11 protein-coding genes are annotated in these 20,143 nt (G+C 59.4%); 5 read left to right on the plus strand and 6 right to left on the minus strand.

Going from position 1 to position 20,143, the window contains the following annotated elements:
• Positions 1 to 277: 277 nt before the first annotated feature.
• Entirely contained in the window at positions 278 to 3,217 is a 2,940-nt protein-coding gene (glnE, locus tag CKW19_RS02465; protein WP_095056419.1) for a bifunctional [glutamate--ammonia ligase]-adenylyl-L-tyrosine phosphorylase/[glutamate--ammonia-ligase] adenylyltransferase, read from the minus strand.
• Between the two features lie 384 nt (positions 3,218 to 3,601).
• Here glnE and aceE point away from each other — a divergent pair, with 384 nt between their 5' ends.
• From aceE to msrA, 5 genes are all read left to right on the plus strand, one after another.
• Complete coding sequence (gene aceE, locus CKW19_RS02470) at positions 3,602 to 6,247, plus strand: pyruvate dehydrogenase (acetyl-transferring), homodimeric type (RefSeq protein ID WP_095056420.1); 2,646 nt, start codon at positions 3,602 to 3,604, stop codon at positions 6,245 to 6,247.
• 11 nt (positions 6,248 to 6,258) lie between these two features.
• Positions 6,259 to 8,205, plus strand: a complete 1,947-nt coding sequence (gene aceF / locus CKW19_RS02475; protein WP_095056421.1) for a dihydrolipoyllysine-residue acetyltransferase — start codon at positions 6,259 to 6,261, stop codon at positions 8,203 to 8,205.
• A gap of 277 nt (positions 8,206 to 8,482) precedes the next feature.
• Positions 8,483 to 9,877 carry an alkaline phosphatase D family protein gene (locus CKW19_RS02480; RefSeq protein ID WP_095056422.1) on the plus strand — a complete coding sequence of 465 codons (1,395 nt, stop codon included), beginning with the start codon at positions 8,483 to 8,485 and terminating at the stop codon, positions 9,875 to 9,877.
• A gap of 231 nt (positions 9,878 to 10,108) precedes the next feature.
• Positions 10,109 to 12,802 (plus strand): bifunctional diguanylate cyclase/phosphodiesterase, encoded by a 2,694-nt coding sequence (locus tag CKW19_RS02485; protein ID WP_095056423.1) that lies wholly within the window; start codon positions 10,109 to 10,111, stop codon positions 12,800 to 12,802.
• 103 nt (positions 12,803 to 12,905) lie between these two features.
• Positions 12,906 to 13,553, plus strand: coding sequence for a peptide-methionine (S)-S-oxide reductase MsrA (gene msrA / locus CKW19_RS02490; RefSeq protein WP_095056424.1), 648 nt, complete (start codon positions 12,906 to 12,908; stop codon positions 13,551 to 13,553).
• A gap of 104 nt (positions 13,554 to 13,657) precedes the next feature.
• Here the strand turns inward: msrA and CKW19_RS02495 are convergent, their stop codons facing one another.
• From CKW19_RS02495 to putP, 5 genes are all read right to left on the minus strand, one after another.
• A complete protein-coding gene (locus CKW19_RS02495; RefSeq protein WP_095056425.1) occupies positions 13,658 to 14,494 on the minus strand; it encodes a 23S rRNA (adenine(2030)-N(6))-methyltransferase RlmJ in 837 nt (278 codons plus the stop codon).
• Between the two features lie 203 nt (positions 14,495 to 14,697).
• The gene (locus CKW19_RS02500; RefSeq protein WP_095056426.1) at positions 14,698 to 14,925 is read right to left on the minus strand and encodes a hypothetical protein; all 228 of its coding nucleotides are present in this window, start codon (positions 14,923 to 14,925) and stop codon (positions 14,698 to 14,700) included.
• 357 nt (positions 14,926 to 15,282) lie between these two features.
• Positions 15,283 to 16,020: a DUF4123 domain-containing protein gene (locus CKW19_RS02505; RefSeq protein ID WP_095056427.1), complete on the minus strand. Its 738-nt coding sequence runs from the start codon at positions 16,018 to 16,020 to the stop codon at positions 15,283 to 15,285.
• Positions 16,010 to 17,950, minus strand: a complete 1,941-nt coding sequence (locus CKW19_RS02510) for a type VI secretion system tip protein VgrG (RefSeq protein WP_095056428.1) — start codon at positions 17,948 to 17,950, stop codon at positions 16,010 to 16,012. Before CKW19_RS02510 ends, CKW19_RS02505 begins: the two co-directional genes overlap by 11 nt.
• A 288-nt stretch (positions 17,951 to 18,238) precedes the next feature.
• Positions 18,239 to 19,723 carry a sodium/proline symporter PutP gene (gene putP, locus CKW19_RS02515; RefSeq protein ID WP_095056429.1) on the minus strand — a complete coding sequence of 495 codons (1,485 nt, stop codon included), beginning with the start codon at positions 19,721 to 19,723 and terminating at the stop codon, positions 18,239 to 18,241.
• Positions 19,724 to 20,143: the final 420 nt, after the last annotated feature.

Below are 20,143 nucleotides of genomic sequence, written 5' to 3' on the forward strand. Positions count from 1 at the left end.
CCAGCACCTGCGGGGGGTGAACCGCCAGGTCATTTGGACGAGCCGGTTGGGGCTCATCGGATCAATTCAATACACAATCACGTCAGTCAGCATAAATCCTGTGGCGAGGGAGCTTGCTCCCGCTGGGCTGCGCAGCAGCCCCAAAACCTGCCACCGCATTCTCATCTGACTGACCGCACAAGCTGATTTGGGAGCGCTTCGCGCTCCAGCGGGAGCAAGCTCCCTCGCCACAAAAGCTCGCTCCTACAGGGGATATTGGCGTATCAAATATCCCGTTTCAGCTTAACCCCAACTCACGCCAGATCCGCATGACCTGCCGCCGCTCGTCCGCGAACTGATCACCCGGTATGACGCCGACGTCCTTCTGCAAGGCCTGCCGGTGGGCAGCGGAACGGTAAGCTTTATAAGCTTCACGTAGCAGACTGGCATCTTCGACGGGCAACAACCCTTCGTGCTCCAGCTCTTCCAGAATGCGGATGTTATCTGTCCAGCGCAGCAATGGCGGGTGCGTTTGCGACCACGCCAGGGCCGCGTATTGCACCATAAATTCAATATCGACGATACCTCCGGCGTCCTGCTTGAGGTCGAAGGGCGCCGCGGCTTCGAAGGCATTTGCACCGGTTCCGGCTGCGGTGCCCTTGCTGCCGAGGTTCTCGCGCATTTTGGCGCGCATCTCGCTGACCTCTTGGCGCAGGGTCGGCAAGTCACGCGGCTTGCCCAGTACCGCGGCGCGGACTTTCTCGAACGCCTGGCCGACATCCTGACTGCCCACCAACACCCGCGCCCGTACCAAGGCCTGATGCTCCCATGTCCATGCTTCACTTTCTTGATAGCGCGCAAACGCCCCCAGCGAACTCACCAAAAGACCCGATGCCCCGGACGGTCGCAGGCGCATGTCCACTTCATACAACTGGCCGGAGTTGGTCTGCGCCGTCAGCAAGTGAATGATGCGCTGGCCCAGACGGGTGAAGAATTGCGCGCCATCGATAGGCTTGGGCCCATCGGTTTCCGCCTGCGGATCGCCGTCGTGGATGAACACCAGGTCCAGGTCCGAACCATGCCCGAGTTCCAGGCCACCGACTTTCCCATAACCGACAATAATGAAGCCCGGATCGCACACGGTCCCGTCGGGGCGCATCGGCGAACCGTACTTGGCCACCGTTTGCCGCCAGGCCAGGGCCATCACTTGTTCGAGGATCGCTTCGGCAAGCCACGTCAGGTAGTCGCTGACCTTCATCAGCGGCAGGCTGCCGGCGATTTCCGAAGCGGCGACCCGCAAGCGGTGCGCCAGTTTGAAATGGCGCAGGGCTTCCATTTGCTGCTCCAGATCGTCTTCGGGAATGCGCGTCAAACGCTCGCGCAGTTCGGCGGCCAGTTCCGGCGCCAACGGCGGCTTGAACAGTCGGCCTTCGTTGAGCAACTCGTCGAGCAACAGCGGGAAGCGCGTGATTTGTTCAGCGATCCACGGGCTGGCGGCGCACAAGGTCAGCAAGCGCCGCAACGCACCGGGATTTTCGGTCAGCAAGACGAGGTACGCCGAACGACGCGCCACCGCTTCCACCAGTGGCAGCACTCGCTCCAGCACCAGGTCCGGGTTGGCGTGCTCCACGGCCTGGGCCAGCAAACGCGGAATAAAGGCATCGAGACGCTCGCGCCCCAGTCGCTGCATGGCGCGCAATTGCGGACTGCCGCGCAGACCGGCCAGCGCCTTCAGCGCCTTCGGCGCATCGACGAACCCGCCCTCTTCCAATTGACGGCAGGCGGCCTCTTCATCCTGGGCCTCTTCCCACAGCGGCAACCATTCTCCGCCCACCACCACTTCGCTTTCGGCACCTTCCTCTTCGTCGGGATCGGCGATCACCTGAGCGAAGTGCCAAGCCACGCGGCCACGCCAGAACATCAGTTTTTCGTGGAAGGCTTCCCAGTCGGCGAAACCGAGCATGAACGCAATACGCGCCTGATCCTGCTCACCATCCGGCAGCATTTGGGTCTGGCGGTCGGCAATCGCCTGGATCGCGTGTTCGGTGTAACGCAGGAATTCGTAACCTTCACGCAGTTCGCTGATCACCGCTGGCGGCAGATAGCCCTGCCCTTCCAGTGTGCTCAGTACTTTTAATAGAGGGCGCTGCTGCAAGCTCAAGTCGCGGCCGCCGTGAATCAGCTGGAACGCCTGGGCGATGAACTCCACTTCACGGATACCGCCCGAACCGAGTTTGATGTTGTCGGCCATGCCCTTGCGCCGGACTTCCTGCTGGATCAGCTGCTTCATGGTGCGCAGCGCTTCGATGGCCGAGAAGTCCAGGTAACGCCGGTAAACGAAAGGTCGCAGCATGTCTTGCAGTTGCGCGCCGGCCACCTGGTCGCCCGCCACCACCCGCGATTTGATCATCGCGTAGCGTTCCCAGTCGCGGCCCTGGTCCTGGTAATACTGCTCCAGCGCGTTGAAGCTCAGCACCAACGCGCCCGCCGAACCGTAGGGGCGCAAACGCATGTCGACGCGAAACACAAAACCGTCGACGGTCATCGGGTCCAGCGCCTTGATCAGACGCTGGCCGAGCCGGATGAAAAACTCCTGGTTATCCAGCGAGCGTTTGACGCCAACCGTTTCGCCGCCCTCGGGGTAGGCGAAAATCAAGTCGATGTCCGACGACAGGTTCAGCTCCACGGCGCCCAGCTTGCCCATGCCGAGGACGACCATCTGCTGCGGCTCGCCGCTGCGCCGGCCGGTCGGGACGCCGAATTGCTCGCAATGACGCGCGTACAACCATTGGTATGCCTGGTCGATACTGGCATCGGCCATGTCCGACAGATCGCGACAGGTCTGGACCAGGTCGGCCTGACGGGTCAGGTCGCGCCAGATGATCCGCACCTGATGGCGCGCACGCTGGCGGCGCAGTGCGCGGCCGAGCTGGTCGTCGGTTTCGGCGGCGCTCACTGCGGCTGCAATCTGTGCACACAATTCGCCGGGGGCAAAACTGCGGTCCAGTTCGCCGGACTGCACCAGCGCCAGCAACATCAAAGGGTCACGCACGCTCTGTTCAATGACGAAGTCGCTGGCGGCGGTCACGCGGGCAAATTGCGCCCAACGCTCTGGCGTCCAGGCCGACAGGCCGTGGTCATCATCGAGCGCGGCGACGGCGGTACGGAACGACTGTTCGGCACGGGTGACAAACGGCAGGAGAATGCCAGGCAGTTCAGCAAGCGAAGGGAGGCTCATGGTCTATCCTTGATCGGCGTGCAACGGGCTGCATGTAGTGGATTTCGAAAACCCACTACCTGATGGAGTGTCGAACAAAAGTTAGAAATAGCTGAAATTTCTTTGTTTTTGGCAGCCAGCATCAAGCTTTCACCTATTCGAGTTGGAAAAAGACCAACCTTAACGATTATTCTCACAACGCAGCCGGGGGCCCCAAGCCGCTCATCTGTAGTTTTACTACTCGTATATACATTACCAAGGCTGAAATGCCGGAAGATTTGTAGTAAAACTACACGCCGCCGGAACAACCTGTCGGCAAATCCAAGAATTCAAAACGTCTGCCCACAAGGCCAGTCGCTAACTCAGGCAACCGATTCTGGTAGCCTTTCCGCCCTGGAGCAAGCCATGCAAGACCTCGATCCCGTCGAAACCCAGGAATGGCTGGACGCCCTGGAATCGGTTCTCGACAAAGAAGGCGAAGACCGTGCTCACTATTTGATGACCCGTATGGGTGAACTGGCGACCCGCAGCGGTTCGCAGTTGCCTTACGCCATCACCACGCCTTACCGCAACACCATCCCGGTAACCCACGAAGCACGCATGCCTGGCGACCTGTTCATGGAACGCCGCATTCGCTCGCTGGTACGCTGGAACGCGATGGCCATGGTAATGCGTACGAACCTGAAAGATTCTGACCTCGGCGGTCACATCTCCAGCTTCGCTTCCAGTGCGACCCTGTATGACATTGGCTTCAACTACTTCTTCCAGGCCCCGACCGACGAACACGGCGGCGACCTGATCTACTTCCAGGGCCACACCTCGCCAGGCGTTTACGCCCGTGCATTCATGGAAGGCCGCATCACCGAAGACCAGATGAACAACTTCCGCCAGGAAGTCGACGGTCAGGGCCTGTCGTCCTACCCGCACCCTTGGCTGATGCCTGACTTCTGGCAGTTCCCGACCGTATCGATGGGTCTGGGCCCGATCCAGGCGATCTACCAGGCACGCTTCATGAAGTACCTGGAACACCGCGGTTTCATCCAGCCAGGCAAACAGAAAGTCTGGTGCTTCCTGGGCGACGGCGAGTGCGACGAGCCGGAATCCCTGGGCGCTATCTCCCTGGCCGGCCGCGAGAAGCTGGACAACCTGATCTTCGTCATCAACTGCAACCTGCAGCGCCTCGACGGCCCGGTTCGCGGCAACGGCAAGATCATCCAGGAACTCGAAGGCGTGTTCCGCGGTGCTCAGTGGAACGTGACCAAAGTCATCTGGGGCCGTTTCTGGGACCCACTGCTGGCCAAGGACGTCGACGGCATCCTGCAGCGTCGCATGGACGAAGTCATCGACGGCGAGTACCAGAACTACAAAGCCAAAGACGGCGCGTTCGTGCGTGAACACTTCTTCAACACGCCAGAACTCAAGGCGATGGTTGCAGACCTGTCCGACGACGAGATCTGGAAACTCAACCGTGGCGGCCACGACCCGTACAAGGTCTACGCGGCGTACCACGAAGCGGTCAATCACAAAGAACAACCGACCGTCATCCTGGCCAAGACCATCAAGGGTTATGGCACCGGTGCCGGCGAAGCGAAAAACACCGCGCACAACACCAAGAAAGTCGACGTCGAGAGCCTGAAGCTGTTCCGCGACCGCTTCGACATTCCGGTCAAAGACGAAGAGCTGGAAAACCTGCCGTTCTTCAAGCCGGAAGAAGGCAGCGCCGAAGCCCGTTACCTGAGCGAACGTCGTACTGCGCTGGGTGGTTTCGTGCCACAGCGTCGCGCACAAAGCTTCAACATCCCGACTCCGCCACTGGACACCCTCAAGGCGATCCTGGACGGCTCGGGCGACCGTGAAATTTCCACCACCATGGCGTTCGTGCGGATCCTCGCGCAACTGGTCAAGGACAAGGAAATCGGCCCGCGCATCGTTCCGATCATCCCGGACGAAGCCCGTACCTTCGGTATGGAAGGCATGTTCCGTCAGCTGGGTATCTACTCCTCCGTCGGCCAGCTCTACGAGCCAGTCGATAAAGACCAGGTGATGTTCTACAAGGAAGACCAGAAGGGTCAGATCCTTGAAGAAGGCATCAACGAAGCGGGCGCCATGAGCTCCTTCATCGCGGCCGGTACTTCGTACTCCAGCCACAACCAGCCGATGCTGCCGTTCTACATCTTCTACTCGATGTTCGGTTTCCAGCGTATCGGTGACCTGGCCTGGGCCGCTGGCGACAGCCGTACCCGTGGCTTCCTGATCGGCGGCACCGCCGGCCGTACCACCCTGAACGGTGAAGGCCTGCAACACGAAGACGGTCACAGCCACCTGCTGGCCTCGACCATCCCGAACTGCCGCACCTACGATCCAACCTACGGCTACGAGCTGGCGGTGATCATTCAGGACGGCATGAAGAAGATGACCGAAGAGCAACAGGACGTCTTCTACTACATCACCGTGATGAACGAGTCCTACCAGCAGCCAGCCATGCCGGCCGGTGCCGAAGAAGGCATCAAGAAAGGCATGTACCTGCTCGAGGAAGACAACCGCGAAGCGGCGCACCACGTTCAGCTGATGGGCTCCGGCACCATCCTGCGTGAAGTCCGTGAAGCAGCGAAGATCCTGCGTGAAGAGTTCAACGTTGGTGCTGACGTCTGGAGCGTTACCAGCTTCAACGAACTGCGTCGCGACGGCCTGGCCGTTGAGCGCACCAACCGTCTGCACCCGGGCCAGAAGCCTAAGCTGAGCTATGTGGAAGAGTGCCTGAACGGCCGTAAAGGTCCGGTCATCGCGTCTACCGACTACATGAAACTGTTCGCCGAACAGATCCGTCAGTGGGTACCGGTCAAGGAATTCAAAGTCCTGGGCACCGACGGTTTCGGTCGCAGCGACAGCCGCAAGAAACTGCGTCATTTCTTCGAAGTCGACCGTCATTTCGTGGTGTTGGCAGCCCTGGAAGCACTGGCTGACCGTGGTGACATCGAACCTAAGGTTGTGGCTGAAGCCATCACCAAGTTCGGTATCAACCCGGAAAAACGCAACCCACTGGACTGCTGAGGAGAGATTCTGTGAGCGAACTCATTCGCGTACCTGACATCGGCAGCGGTGAAGGTGAAGTAATTGAACTGTTTGTGAAGGTCGGCGACCGTATCGAAGCCGACCAGAGCATCCTGACGCTGGAATCGGACAAGGCGAGCATGGAAGTGCCTGCGCCGAAGGCCGGTATCATCAAGAGCCTGAAAGTGAAGCTGGGCGATCGTCTGAAAGAAGGCGACGAACTGCTGGAGCTGGAAGTCGAAGGTGCCGCTGCTGCGGCCCCAGCGGCTGCCGCTGCGCCAGCCGCCAAGGCTGAAGCCCAACCGGTTGCTGCTCCTGCCGCCGCTCCTGCTGCTGCGCCGGCTGCTGCCAGCATTCAGCAAGTGCACGTGCCGGACATCGGTTCGTCGGGCAAGGCCCAGATCATCGAGATCCAGGTCAAGGTCGGCGATACCGTCGCGGCTGATCAGTCGCTGATCACACTGGAATCCGACAAGGCGAGCATGGAAATCCCGTCGCCCGCCGCTGGCGTGGTCAAGGCCATCAGCGTCAAGCTCAACGACGAAGTCGGCACCGGCGACCTGATTCTGGACCTGGAAGTGGCAGGTGCTGCGGCACCGGCTGCCGCTCCGGCCCAGGCGGCTGCAACTGCCGCCGCTGCACCTGCTCCTGCGGCGGCTCCGGCTGCTCCAGTGGCTGACAGCGTTCAGGACATCCACGTTCCGGACATCGGTTCGGCGGGCAAGGCCAAGATCATCGAAGTACTGGTCAAGGCTGGCGACACCGTTGCCGCCGACCAGTCGCTGATTACCCTGGAATCCGACAAGGCGAGCATGGAAATCCCATCGCCAGCCGCTGGCGTGGTGGAAAGTGTTTCCATCAAGCTCGATGACGAAGTCGGTACCGGCGACCTGATCCTCAAGCTGAAAGTCAAAGGCGCTGCGCCGGCTGCTGCTCCGGCACCTGCCGCTGCCGCTCCAAGCACACCGGCTCCAGCCGCGGCTGCTCCGGCCGCCGCTGCACCTGCTGCCCCGGCCGCTGCTCCAGCCAAGCCTGGCGCGAAAGTTCACGCCGGCCCTGCCGTGCGTCAACTGGCCCGTGAGTTCGGCGTCGAGCTGAACGCCGTTGGCGCCAGCGGTCCGCACGGTCGCATCCTGAAAGAAGACGTGCAGGTTTACGTCAAAGCCATGATGCAAAAGGCCAAGGAAGCACCGGCCGCTGCTGCCGGCGCAACCGGTGGCGCGGGCATCCCGCCGATTCCGGTCGTGGACTTCAGCCGCTTCGGTGAAACCGAAGAAGTGCCGATGACTCGCCTGATGCAAATCGGCGCGTCGAGCCTGCACCGCAGCTGGCTGAACATTCCGCACGTGACTCAGTTCGATTCGGCTGATATCACCGAGCTGGAAGCGTTCCGCATTGCTCAGAAAGCCGTTGCAGAGAAGGCTGGCGTCAAGCTGACCATCCTGCCGCTGCTGCTCAAGTCGTGCGCGCACCTGCTCAAAGAACTGCCGGACTTCAACAGTTCGCTGGCACCAAGCGGCAAAGCGATCATCCGCAAGAAGTACGTGAACATCGGCTTCGCCGTCGACACCCCTGAAGGCCTGCTGGTACCGGTCATCAAGAACGTCGACCAGAAGAGCCTGTTGCAACTGGCAGCCGAAGCCGCTGCGCTGGCCGCCAAAGCCCGCGACAAAAAGCTCACCGCTGACGACATGCAAGGCGCCTGCTTCACCATTTCCAGCCTCGGCCACATTGGCGGCACCGGCTTCACGCCGATCGTCAACGCGCCGGAAGTGGCGATCCTCGGTGTTTCCAAGGCAACCATCCAGCCAGTCTGGGACGGCAAAGCCTTCCAGCCGAAACTGATGCTGCCGCTGTCTCTGTCCTACGATCACCGTGTGATCAACGGCGCCGCTGCTGCACGCTTCACCAAGCGTCTGAGCGATCTGCTGGGCGACATCCGTACCATGCTCCTGTAATCCCGAATGGCCCTCCATCGCTGGAGGGCCGTTCGCGTTCCACGTTTCCGAGCGCCACGCTCGTACCTCAACCCCGCCAATTGGCGGGGCTTTTTTTGCCTGAAGCTTTTAAATTACAAAAGTGTATTCCTACATTTGTGGCTGATATCGGCTACAAGTCGAATCCATTTCGGCCAGATATTTTTTCAGGCTCAATAACTAGGCTTAGTTCGAGTGTTATTGAACACCCTTGAAAACATCATTTATTTATCTGGTTAAAAATCGAATGGACTCGAACATGTTAAAACCCACCGTCGGGCCAATTCTTGGCCACACAACAACTCACCATGCGCGAATATTTCTGCGGGGAGACTTACAAAATAATGCGTTGGTATTTGCCGGCATTCGTTATCGACGACGGGGCGAAGAGAGTTGGTCAAAGGGTGCATTCGCCAAACTCGAGCCGATGCGCGATATGTCCGATGTGATCGCACTCAATGACCTTGCCGCCGACACCGACTACGAATACCAGGCCGGCTGGTTCAGCCCGATGAACCCGGCGCATACAGTGGACTCTGTGCAGGAGCTGCCGCTGCAATGGCCCCGCCCGATTCATCGCCTGCGCACCCGCTCCAGCGAGGCCAACCGGCCGCGGGCGTACATTGTCGGCTCCTGCCGTTACCTGCGCATGACGGCGGGAGTTCCTTCGATGCCTCACCTTGGCGACAGGATCTTCGCGTCAATCTCGCGCCTGGCGGAGCAAGCAAAACTGCCCATCAGTGCATTACTGATGACCGGCGATCAGATCTATGTCGATGATTTGAACATCATTGCCCCTGATCGGGAATTCAAGGAAATACTGCAGAAGTATCGCGCTGCGTTTTCACAGCCTCATATCGCCAAGTTGATGGCCAGCCTGCCCACTTACATGATCCTTGATGATCACGAGATAGAAGACAACTGGCCTGCCAATAAACATAAAACCGATGAACACTTATATCGCAACGCAACAAAGGCCTATGAGTTATATCAAGCCAGCCACAGCCCGGCGCACACACTTTCCGCCAACGGACAATTAAACAAGCAACTCGATAAATACTGGTATCCATTCACCGACGGCGATATCGAATGGTTTGTCACCGACAGTCGAACCCGTCGCAATCTGTCGGCAACCGACCGACGTATTCTCGACACAGACCAAGAGCAAGCGCTGTGTGACTGGCTGATTCACAGCCAGGCGCGGGTCAAATTCGTGGTCACCAGCGTCATGTTCTACCCCGACCGCAAACGACTGGGCGATGACGCCTGGCAGGCCTTTCCCGAACAACGGCTACGGCTGCTGGAAACCATTCGTACACACCGCATCAAGAACGTCGTGTTCATTTCCGGCGATGTCCATGGCTCGCTGTGCAGTCGGCTGACCCATAGCGAGGATCCGGATTTCGAGGTTCACACCATCGTCTCGTCCCCGCTGTGCAACAGCAAGCTGCTGCCCTACGCCAAGGCTTCCACCTTCATCCTCAACCAACCCTTGGCCCGCACGGCCGCCGGGGATTACCGACATGAGCTGACCGGTAGAGTCATCAGCCAGGATAACTTCGCGCATCTGGTCGTCGAGGGGGATCGGATTGAGGTGAATTACCACGATCGGGATGGAAAGCTGCTGCAATCGTCCAGTATCAAATTGCGTTGAAACCAAAAGATCGCAGCCTTCGGCAGCGCCTACGGGCTGCGATCTTTTCGCTAATACCATTACTTTTCGCCGCAGACTGGAGAAAACTTATCGCCTGCCGACATATTCTTATAGCACTTGGCCTTCATCTCTCTTGTCAGTCGGTGCCGCAATGATGCAACCTTGCCGCAGGCAACAGTACAGAGGGCGAGAGCCCGGCGCGTTCAGCAAATTCGAAGCGAGTTTCCCTCCATGAAAAGCCAACCCGATGCCGCCAGCCGTATGGTGGCCGAGGTAGTGACGCAGTTGCCTGTGCCCTCGCGGCTCGGCATGCTGCGTTTCGAACGGCTTAATGAACCCAGCTGGGCGCTGCTGTTTCTCGATCCCAACTGCGAACACCAATTCGGCATGCAGGCCATGGAGCTTTGTGCGCTGGTCGACTCGCCCTACGCCAGCCTGATGGAGCCCGAAGCGCGCTATCAGCTGCATGACGCCGTCCAGCAGCAACTGACCGAAAGCCCGCATTACCAGATCCGCTATACCTTGCACACCGCCGCCGGCTCCCTGAATCTGCTGGAACTGGGCGAAGCCTACAAACAACACAACCGGCACTTGTTGCGCGGCTACCTGATGGTCGTCGACGGCGTGCTCGAGGGCTCTGCGCTGCAACCGGCCCTGGACCTCGAAACCCAGAACTCGCGCCTGCAGATTGCCCTTGAGCTCAACCAGCGTACCCAGCAGGAGCAACTGCTGCATCTGGATCGAGCGCGTGCCCAGCAGGACCTGATCCTGTTGCTGACCCGCCAGCGCTACAGCAGCAACAATTCCCTGCAAGAAGCTGCCGAACTGATCACCCGCAGCGCCTGCGACATCTACGAAATCGACTGCGCCAGCCTGTGGCACCTCGACGGCTCAAAACTGGTGCCGATCTCGGCCTATCACCGCACGACCCAGGAATATTTGCTGCAGGAGTCGATCGACGTCAGCGTGTTCCCCGATTACCTCGACGCCTTGCACACCGGTCGCGCCATCGACGCGCACAACGCCATGCGCGACCCGCGCACCCGGGAAATGGCCGAAAGCCTGCGCCCGCGCGATGTAAACGCGATGCTCGACGCCAGTATCCGTGTCGACGGCCAAGTCGTGGGCGTGCTGTGCCTGGAACAGACCGGTGCGACGCGTGCCTGGCAGTCCGATGAAATCGCCTTTGCCGGTGAACTGGCGGATCAGTTCGCCCAGGTCATCAGCAATCACAATCGCCGCACCGCGACCAGCGCCCTGCACCTGTTCCAGCGCGCAGTCGAGCAAAGTGCGAACGCCTTTCTGCTGGTCAATTGCGACGGCGTTGTCGAATACGTCAACCCGAGCTTCACCGCGATCACCCAGTACAGCACCGAAGAAGTCCACGGCCAGCGGCTGTCGGAACTGCCGGCACTGGAAAACCTCAGCGAACTGCTGTTCGACGCACCTTCGGCACTGGCCAAGAGCAACAGCTGGCAGGGCGAGTTCAAGAGCCGTCGAAAGAACCTCGAACCCTACTGGGGCCAGTTGTCGATCTCCAAGGTTTACGGCGACAACCGCGAACTGACCCATTACATCGGCATCTATGAAGACATCACCCAGACCAAGCTCGCTCAGCAACGCATCGAGCGCCTGGCCTACACCGACAACCTGACCAACCTCGGCAACCGCCCGGCGTTCATCCGTAACCTCGATGAGCGCTTTGCCCGAGACAGCGATGCGCCGATCAGCCTGTTGCTGGTGGACATCGACAACTTCAAGCGGATCAACGACAGCCTCGGCCACCAGACCGGCGACAAACTGCTGATCAGCCTGGCCCGACGTCTGCGCAATAGTCTGATACCGAGCGGCAGCCTGGCGCGATTCGCCAGTAACGAATTCGCCGTGTTGCTGGACAACAGCGACCTCACGGTAGGCCAGCAAGTGGCCAACCAATTGCTGGCGACCCTCGACAAGCCGATGTTCGTCGACAACCAATTGATCAGCGTCACCGGCTCCGTGGGCCTGGCCTGCGCGCCGTTGCACGGGCGAGATCCGCAAACCCTGATGCGCAACGCCGGTCTGGCGCTGCACAAGGCCAAGGCCAACGGCAAACATCAAGTGCAAGTGTTCACCGAAGCACTGAACGCCGAGGCCAGCTACAAGCTGTTCGTCGAAAACAACCTGCGCCGCGCCCTGACCCAGAACGAACTCGACGTGTTCTACCAGCCAAAGCTGTGCCTGCGCAGCGGTCGCCTGCTGGGGATGGAAGCGCTGCTGCGCTGGGATCATCCGGAAAAAGGCATGATCCGCCCGGACCAGTTCATCAGCGTGGCCGAAGAGACGGGGTTGATCATTCCGATCGGTAAATGGATCGCCCGTCAGGCCTGCCGCATGAGCAAAGCCCTGACCGCCGCGGGCCTGGGCAATTTGCAGGTGGCGATCAACCTGTCCCCCAAGCAGTTTTCCGATCCGGATCTGGTGACATCGATTGCCAACATCCTCAAGGAAGAAGCCCTGCCCGCTCACCTGCTGGAGCTGGAGCTGACCGAAGGCTTGTTGCTGGAGGCCACCGAAGACACCCACTTGCAGCTCGACCAGCTCAAGCGCCTGGGCCTCACCCTGGCCATGGATGACTTCGGTACCGGTTATTCGTCGCTCAGCTACCTGAAAAAATTCCCCATCGACATCATCAAGATCGATCGAAGCTTCATCCACGAAATCCCGGACAACCAGGACGACATGGAAATCACCTCCGCGGTGATCGCCATGGCTCATAACCTGAAGCTCAAGGTCGTGGCTGAAGGCATCGAAACCGCCGAGCAACTGGCGTTCCTGCGCCGTCACCGCTGCGACGTCGGCCAGGGCTACCTGTTCGACCGCCCTATCCCGGGCACCGAGCTGATCGAAAGGCTCAAACGCTACCCGCGCGGCCCAATCGCCTGACAAACACACATCCCGCTCCTACAAGGGTAGTGCGCATCCCGCTGGTATTGGGCACACTGATGGTCTGTTTATTTACATCTCAACCTGACTGAGAGGACTGATCATGGTTCTGCGCTCGGAAATTCTGGTGAACAAAAACGTGCTCCCTACCAAAGAACAAGCTCTGCCTGGCCGTGAATCCCCGATGAACCTGCCGGAAAGACATTTCGTCCACGACGCCCCGCTGCTGGGTCCGTTCGCCACCGATGTCGATTTTGCGATCTTCGGCCTCGGCTGCTTCTGGGGCGCGGAACGTCGCTTCTGGCAGCGTGAAGGCGTAGTCAGCACCGTGGTGGGTTACGCCGGCGGCTTCACGCCAAACCCTACCTACGAAGAAGTCTGCTCGGGCCTGACCGGCCACACCGAAGTGGTGCTCGTGGTCTATGAGCCGGCAAAAGTCAGTTACGAAGAATTGCTGAAGATGTTCTGGGAACTGCACAACCCGACCCAGGGTATGCGTCAGGGCAACGACATCGGCACCCAATATCGCTCTGTGATCTATGCGACCAACCCGACGCAACTGGCCGCCGCCGAACACAGCAAAGAAGTGTTCCAGGTCGAACTGACCAAGGCCGGCAAAGGCGACATCACCACCGAAATCGAAGAAGCCCCAACGGTTTACTTCGCCGAGGCGTATCACCAGCAGTACCTGGCGAAGAACCCGGAAGGCTACTGCGGGATTGGCGGCACAGGCGTGACCTGCCCGATCTGACGCAGATCACTTGTAGGAGCCGGCTTGCTGGCGATGGCGGCAGACTGTCCAGCGGTGAACTCTGGATTGCCATCGCCGGCAAGCCGGCTCCTACAGGCCGAGCATTACTCGGCAATCAACCAATCCATCTTCCAACTACCCTCGGTCTGCCCCAGTTTCTGGGCCAGCCACGGCAGCAGCTCGCGCAATTCTTCCTCCAGCCCCCACGGCGGATTGGCAATCGCCAACCCGGAACCGTTCAGGCTGTTCGGCGTATCCAGCGGATGCACCAGCAACTCCACGCGCAACAACTTCGGCGCCCCGGTACCCGCCAGGTCCTGATAGAAACGACGCAAGGCGCGCTGATCCTTCACCGGGTACCAGATCGCCGCCACGGTTTGACGCATCCGGCCAATCGCCTCTTTCAACGACGCCGCACAACGCTGCATCTCGTCGAGCTGCTCGAACGGCGGATCGATCAACATCACCGCGCGCTTCTCCTGCACCGGCAGCATGGCACGCGGCACATGCCAGCCTTCGCCCAGGTGCACTTTGACCCGGCGATCACCGGCCATGTTGTCCTTGAGCAGCACGCCATCTTCCGGGTGCTTTTCGTTGAGCATCACGCGATCCTGCGCACGGGTCAGGCGCCGCGCCAATTCCGGCGAGCCCGGGTAATAGCGCAACTGGCCATCCGGGTTCATCTCGTGCAGCACCTGCATGTAATCGGCAGTCAGGATCGGCAGATCCGGCTGATCCCACAAACGCGCGATGCCTTCCAGGTACTCACCGGTACGGCTGGCCTGATCGCCCTGCAGGTCATACAGACCAATACCGGCGTGGGTGTCGAGATAGGCAAACGGCTGCTCCTTGCGCGACATCAGGGCGATGAGGCGGGTCAAGGTCAGGTGTTTGAACACATCGGCGTGATTGCCGGCATGGAAGGCGTGACGATAATTCATGGTTGCTCCTGCGAAGGCCGGGAAGTTTACCTTTTACCGGCCGGCAAGTCAGGGGTTCGCAGCTGAGTGGCGAGACGCAGTGGTCGCCCTGACCTGTAGGAGCCGGCTTGCTGGCAATTGCGGCGTATCAATCAACATGGATATTGCCTGACCTACCGCTATCGCCAGCAAGCCGGCTCCTACAGAATCAGGCGAACGCGTCGCTACCGAGAAGGCTGCGCCCGCAATCGCCGACCAAGCACATCCAGCACATCACAGCCATCGCGCAACGGAATCGCGCAGAGCAAGGCAAAGTCACTGAGGATGAACGACTCGCACTCAACCGTACCGCGCATGGACAGGTTTCCCAGCACTTGGGTGAGGGCCATGAAGCGGTTTTCGGGATGGGGGACTGGTTTTACGTACGGTGGATCGGGATTAAGTTTGGTCATTTTTCAAATATCTCCGGGGTATTTATTTGAAGCTGACAACGACCCTTCCTACGGGCTTGGGTGGCAGCCGTGCGCGGGAGTAGGAAACTGAGCAAAACCCCAAACTCAGCCACGTCGAAACGTGTCCCGCACACAGCCGCCGCGAACGATGTTACGAATACAAAAATAAGTGCCGCAATCAAACGACAGCGCTGATGCGCGTTGGGGGAAAGGGTTCCTACACCCTGCCACCGCATCCGCGGTGACAGGCAAAAGACTATCCCTCCAACCTATCGCCCACCAGTTCACGCAAACCGCCACAACTTGAAGGAAATCTCCGAGGACACTGCCCGGAAATGTCCTAGGAGTCTCCCCCCCTCAGCCTTGCTGATCCATCAAGTACGCCAACAACGCTTCCTTCGGCGCAGGCGACAGCTCAGGCTGGCTAAGAAAATGCGCCACCTTGCTGCGCAACACCTCTTCGGAAAACGCCTCGAAAACGCCCGGCTGCTCCTCACTCAACCACTGCAACAGGTTGCTCAGCAGAGTCGACAAATCCCCAGCGCCCAATGCCTGCAACACAGAGTCCGGCACTTCCCACCACGGAAACACCTTCTGCGTTTTCACCGCACGACCGCCAATCTCCACCGGCTGCCCATTGATCAGGCAGCGACCGATGACCGGCAACAATTGCGCCGCATCAATGTCGGCAGATTGAAGAGTCGGCCAAAGAAAGCGCCCATCCCAAAAGCGGAAGAACACCGGATTGCCGTTAGGCAGAAGCACTTGCGTGAGGCTACGCAAATGCTCGATCAGCGCCTCCTGACTCGCCGAAGACACTGCCAGCCAACCCCAATCGCAAGACGTGGTGGTCGCCACCCACTGCAAAAACTCACTGTCCGCCGCGGCAATTCCGACATAGGGCATCACGGGCTCCCACTCGGCGTAAGGCGTGTCGGCCCAGATGGGTGTAGGAGCTTTCGCACCTATTGAGCGCTGCCAGGTCTTCAAAGGCTGGGCGATGCTGGCGCTGCTGAACACCGCGAATAACTGCTCAGCCTCTTTAAGTGGTTGTTGCTCCAGCCACTCATGGGGTAACAAGACGTCACGCGGCACAGACACCGTCCTTGCATCGCGCACATTCTTCGCAGAACGGCGCGTCGCTTTGCAGGCTCAGGGTCTGTGCCGCGCTGAGGGGTTCGAGTTTTTGTCGAGAGCTTCGGGCTCCCATCAGTGGCATCGGCGCGCCACCGACTTCAATCGGTACGCTGCTGAAAATCCCCGCCGGGCCAATGTTGATCCAGTGCCCACCGGACTGAATCGATGTGTTGATACCACCGTCGATGACGATCATCTCGCCCGCGCTGGCGTGCACCTGCCCGCTGGCCTTGAGCGTCTGGTTACTGACACGGATCTGGCGGTCGCCGTAAACATGCAGGCTGTCGAGCGAGGCATGCCCCTCGGCACTGCCGATGAGAACGTTGCGCTGGTTGCCGACCTGAACCTGCATGTCCTGCAGCACCTGCTGACTCCAGTTTCGCTGGGCGCGCAGGTAGATTTCCTCGGCGCCTTTGCGATCCTCGATGCGCAGTTCGTTGTAGCCCCCGCCTCCAGGACTGCTTTGAGTGCGGAAAATGCTGCGGGTCTTGTCCGCTGGAAGGTCCAGGGGCACTTGAGTTGCTGCGTTGGGCACACACGCCATGACCATCGGTTTATCGACATCGCCATCGATGAAACCCACCAACACTTCCATGCCGACACGCGGGATCAGCACGCTGCCATAACGGTCATGCGCCCAGCCCGAGGCGACCCGCAACCAGCAACTGGAATGTTCGTTGAACTGGCCATCCCGGTCCCAGCGCAGCTGAACCTTGACCCGACCGTACTCGTCGCAATGGATTTCGCTGCCCTTTGCGCCAGTGACCACGCCCGACTGATAACCCGACGCGTGAGGTTTTTCGCTCAACGGCGGGCGAAACAATACGTCCCACGGCGTGGCCAGAAAGGTATTGCGATAACCCTGGAAGGTGTCCCCGTTGTCGCTGGGGGCCGACTCTTCCAGTACCTGAGGCTGGCAGCCACGGTGCTCGATCTGCGTGATCAGCCACAGATCATTCCATGCCTGATTCGGATGCTCGGCGAGCTGCAGGAAATGTCCGCTGACCAAGGAGGAAACATCGCCTCGGCCTGTGGCCAGACGAAAGTCTGCGTTATGACGTTCCAACGCTCGCTGAACCAGATGTTTGCCGCGTTCGCGATCCGTGAATTGACCGGGAAACCGGTAGTCCTCCAGCAGCGGTAATTGTTGGCTGTCGAGATGACTGTCGAGTTGCAGGTTCGGCTTGTGGAAGTCGTAGTCCCGGCGAGCCACTGCTGTGGTGCGGGTTTCCAGGCGGACATTGAAGGTTTTGATCGCCGCGGTTTCGGCTGCCATACCGCTGCCCGGCAGATACAGCACTGGCTTGGGCAGCCGAGGAAAAACCGTCTGGTCATCGCCAAACATCAGCAGATGCCCGTCGGGGCTGTGCTGAAAGTGATAATGAATGCCGGTTTCGGCGCACAGGCGCTGGATGAAGGCCAGGTCGCTTTCAGCGTATTGCACGCAATACTCGCGCTCGGGGTATTGGCCGCTGAGCAGGAATTTGAAATCAGCGTGCTCAAGGACTCCGTGGTCTTTCAGCACCAGGGCGATGATCTGCGGCACCGGTTTGTGCTGGAAAACTCGCTGATTGATGCGCATGCCCAGGTAGGTCAAACGCGGGACCAGGCTGATCTGATAGCGCGTCAGACGCTTGCCGGAATCCCCTTGCCCGACGCGAAAAATCTGACCGTGAACACCGGAACCTTGTGCATCGAAACTCAGAAATGCCTGACGATGCAGCAGGCTTTCGAGCGCAATGTCCGCACGCTCACTGACCAGTTCCAGGTCGAATCGATAGGGTTCGCTGATGGTTTCCGTACCCGTGAATTCAAGCACCTTGAACTCGGGGTTCTGATCGCCTTGGAGGGTCAGTGTGAATCGCGGTTGGTTAGCAGGGGCGAACATCCGATGTGGTCTCTGCAGAACGAAGGCGAGCGATTCTGCATGAGCGACTACGGCGTCCGAACGGGGTGCGGAAAAATCAGAATTAGCCTACTTCCCTCGAAGCATTTCCCTTCAGAAAACGGTTTATCCAACTACAGACAAGCAAAGAAAACACCGAACCCCTTGTAGGAGCGAGCTTGCTCGCGCCTACAGAGGTTCGAATATTTTGCAAAGGCCAAAAAAAACGACCCGCATCCTGTAGGAAGCGGGCCGTTTTGCGCGAAAGGTCAGAGCGTCAGCTCATCCCCATCACTTGTTCAGGCGGTAATCTTTTTCGGCAGCATCGAAACGCTGAAGCATGCCGGCAGTCGGCGTGCCCAGTTTGCTGACGATGTAGATCGCCAGGCTGGCGAAGATGAAACCAGGGATGATTTCGTACAGGCCCAGCAGTTCGAAGTGTTTCCACACGATCACGGTGATCGCGCCGACCAGGATACCGGCCAGTGCGCCGTTACGGGTCATGTCTTTCCAGATCACGGAGATCAGCACGACCGGACCGAACGCAGCACCGAAACCAGCCCACGCGTAGCTCACCAGACCCAGTACACGGTTTTCCGGGTTGGCCGCCAGAGCGATCGCAACCAGAGCAACCAACAGCACCATGGCGCGGCCAACCCAGACCAGTTCAACCTGGGAAGCGGTTTTACGCAGGAAGGTTTTGTAGAAGTCTTCGGTCAGGGCGCTCGAGCACACCAGCAACTGGCAGCTCAGGGTACTCATTACGGCAGCCAGAATGGCCGACAACAGAACACCGGCAATCCATGGGTTGAACAGGATTTTCGCCAGCTCGATGAACACACGCTCGTGGTTTTCGGTCACAGGACCGGCCAGCTCAGGGTGCGCCGAGAAGTAAGCGATACCGAAGAAGCCTACCGCCACGGTGCCGCCCAGGCACAGGATCATCCAGGCCATGGAAATGCGACGAGCCTTGGCGATCGACTTGACCGAATCGGCAGCCATGAAGCGCGCCAGGATGTGCGGCTGACCGAAGTAGCCCAGACCCCAGCCCATCAGCGAAATGATGCCGATGAAGGTGGTGTTTTTCAGCATGTCGAAGTTGCTTGGATCTTGCGCTTCGATGGCCAGGAACGTGGTGTCGACGCCGCCGGTCGCCAGCAGCACGATGATCGGCGTGAGCAACAGGGCGAAGATCATCAGTGTGGCTTGTACGGTGTCAGTCCAGCTCACTGCCAGGAAACCGCCTACGAAGGTGTAGGCAATTGTCGCCGCAGCACCGGCCCACAGCGCGGTCTCGTAGGACATGCCGAAGGTGCTTTCAAACAGACGGGCGCCAGCCACGATGCCCGAAGCGCAGTAGATGGTGAAGAACACCAGGATCACGACGGCGGAGATGATCCGCAGCAGGCCGCTTTTGTCTTCGAAACGGCTGGAGAAGTAGTCCGGCAGGGTCAGCGCATCGCCATTGTGCTCGGTCTGCACACGCAGACGGCCAGCGACGAACAGCCAGTTCAGGTACGCACCGATGATCAGGCCGATGGCGATCCAGCTTTCAGACAGACCGGACATGTAGATGGCGCCCGGCAGGCCCATCAACAACCAGCCGCTCATGTCGGAAGCGCCGGCGGACAGTGCAGTCACGACGCTGCCCAGGCTACGGCCGCCCAGAATGTAATCGGAAAGGTTGTTGGTGGAGCGATAGGCCATGAAGCCGATCAGCACCATTGCTGCGATGTAGATCACAAACGTGATCAGGGTGGGGTTGCTTACGCTCATTGAGTTACGCCCTGGCTTTGTTTTTATGTAGCGGCGGCGGGTGAACCGATCGCAAACGGTGACGTTTGACAGACGATTCGGGATGCCGCGCATTTATGACCGATGTTTCCCCAGGAAAGCCATCGGCCGGCGCACCCGATTTCGCTCGGGTTGCACCTTGGGCGCGAATGCTATTCAACAAAGCAAATAAGGTGCAACCAGTTTCTCTTGAATAAGTTGCACCCAGTCGGAAATAAATTCCAAACCCTTGTTTTTGCTCCTTTTCGGAGCAAGAACCGCCGCTGACTAACCTAAAAAGCACCAAGCAGAGGCGGCACTGACGTACCAGAATTTATTTCCTGACGAGCTGCTTATTATTCCGACAAAAAAAGGGTTGCACCCGGTTGCACCTCACCAGTTGCACGGCTAATCTTGCCGCCA

The sequence above is a fragment of the Pseudomonas sp. Irchel s3f7 genome (genome assembly GCF_900187615.1).
Taxonomy (GTDB): domain Bacteria; phylum Pseudomonadota; class Gammaproteobacteria; order Pseudomonadales; family Pseudomonadaceae; genus Aquipseudomonas.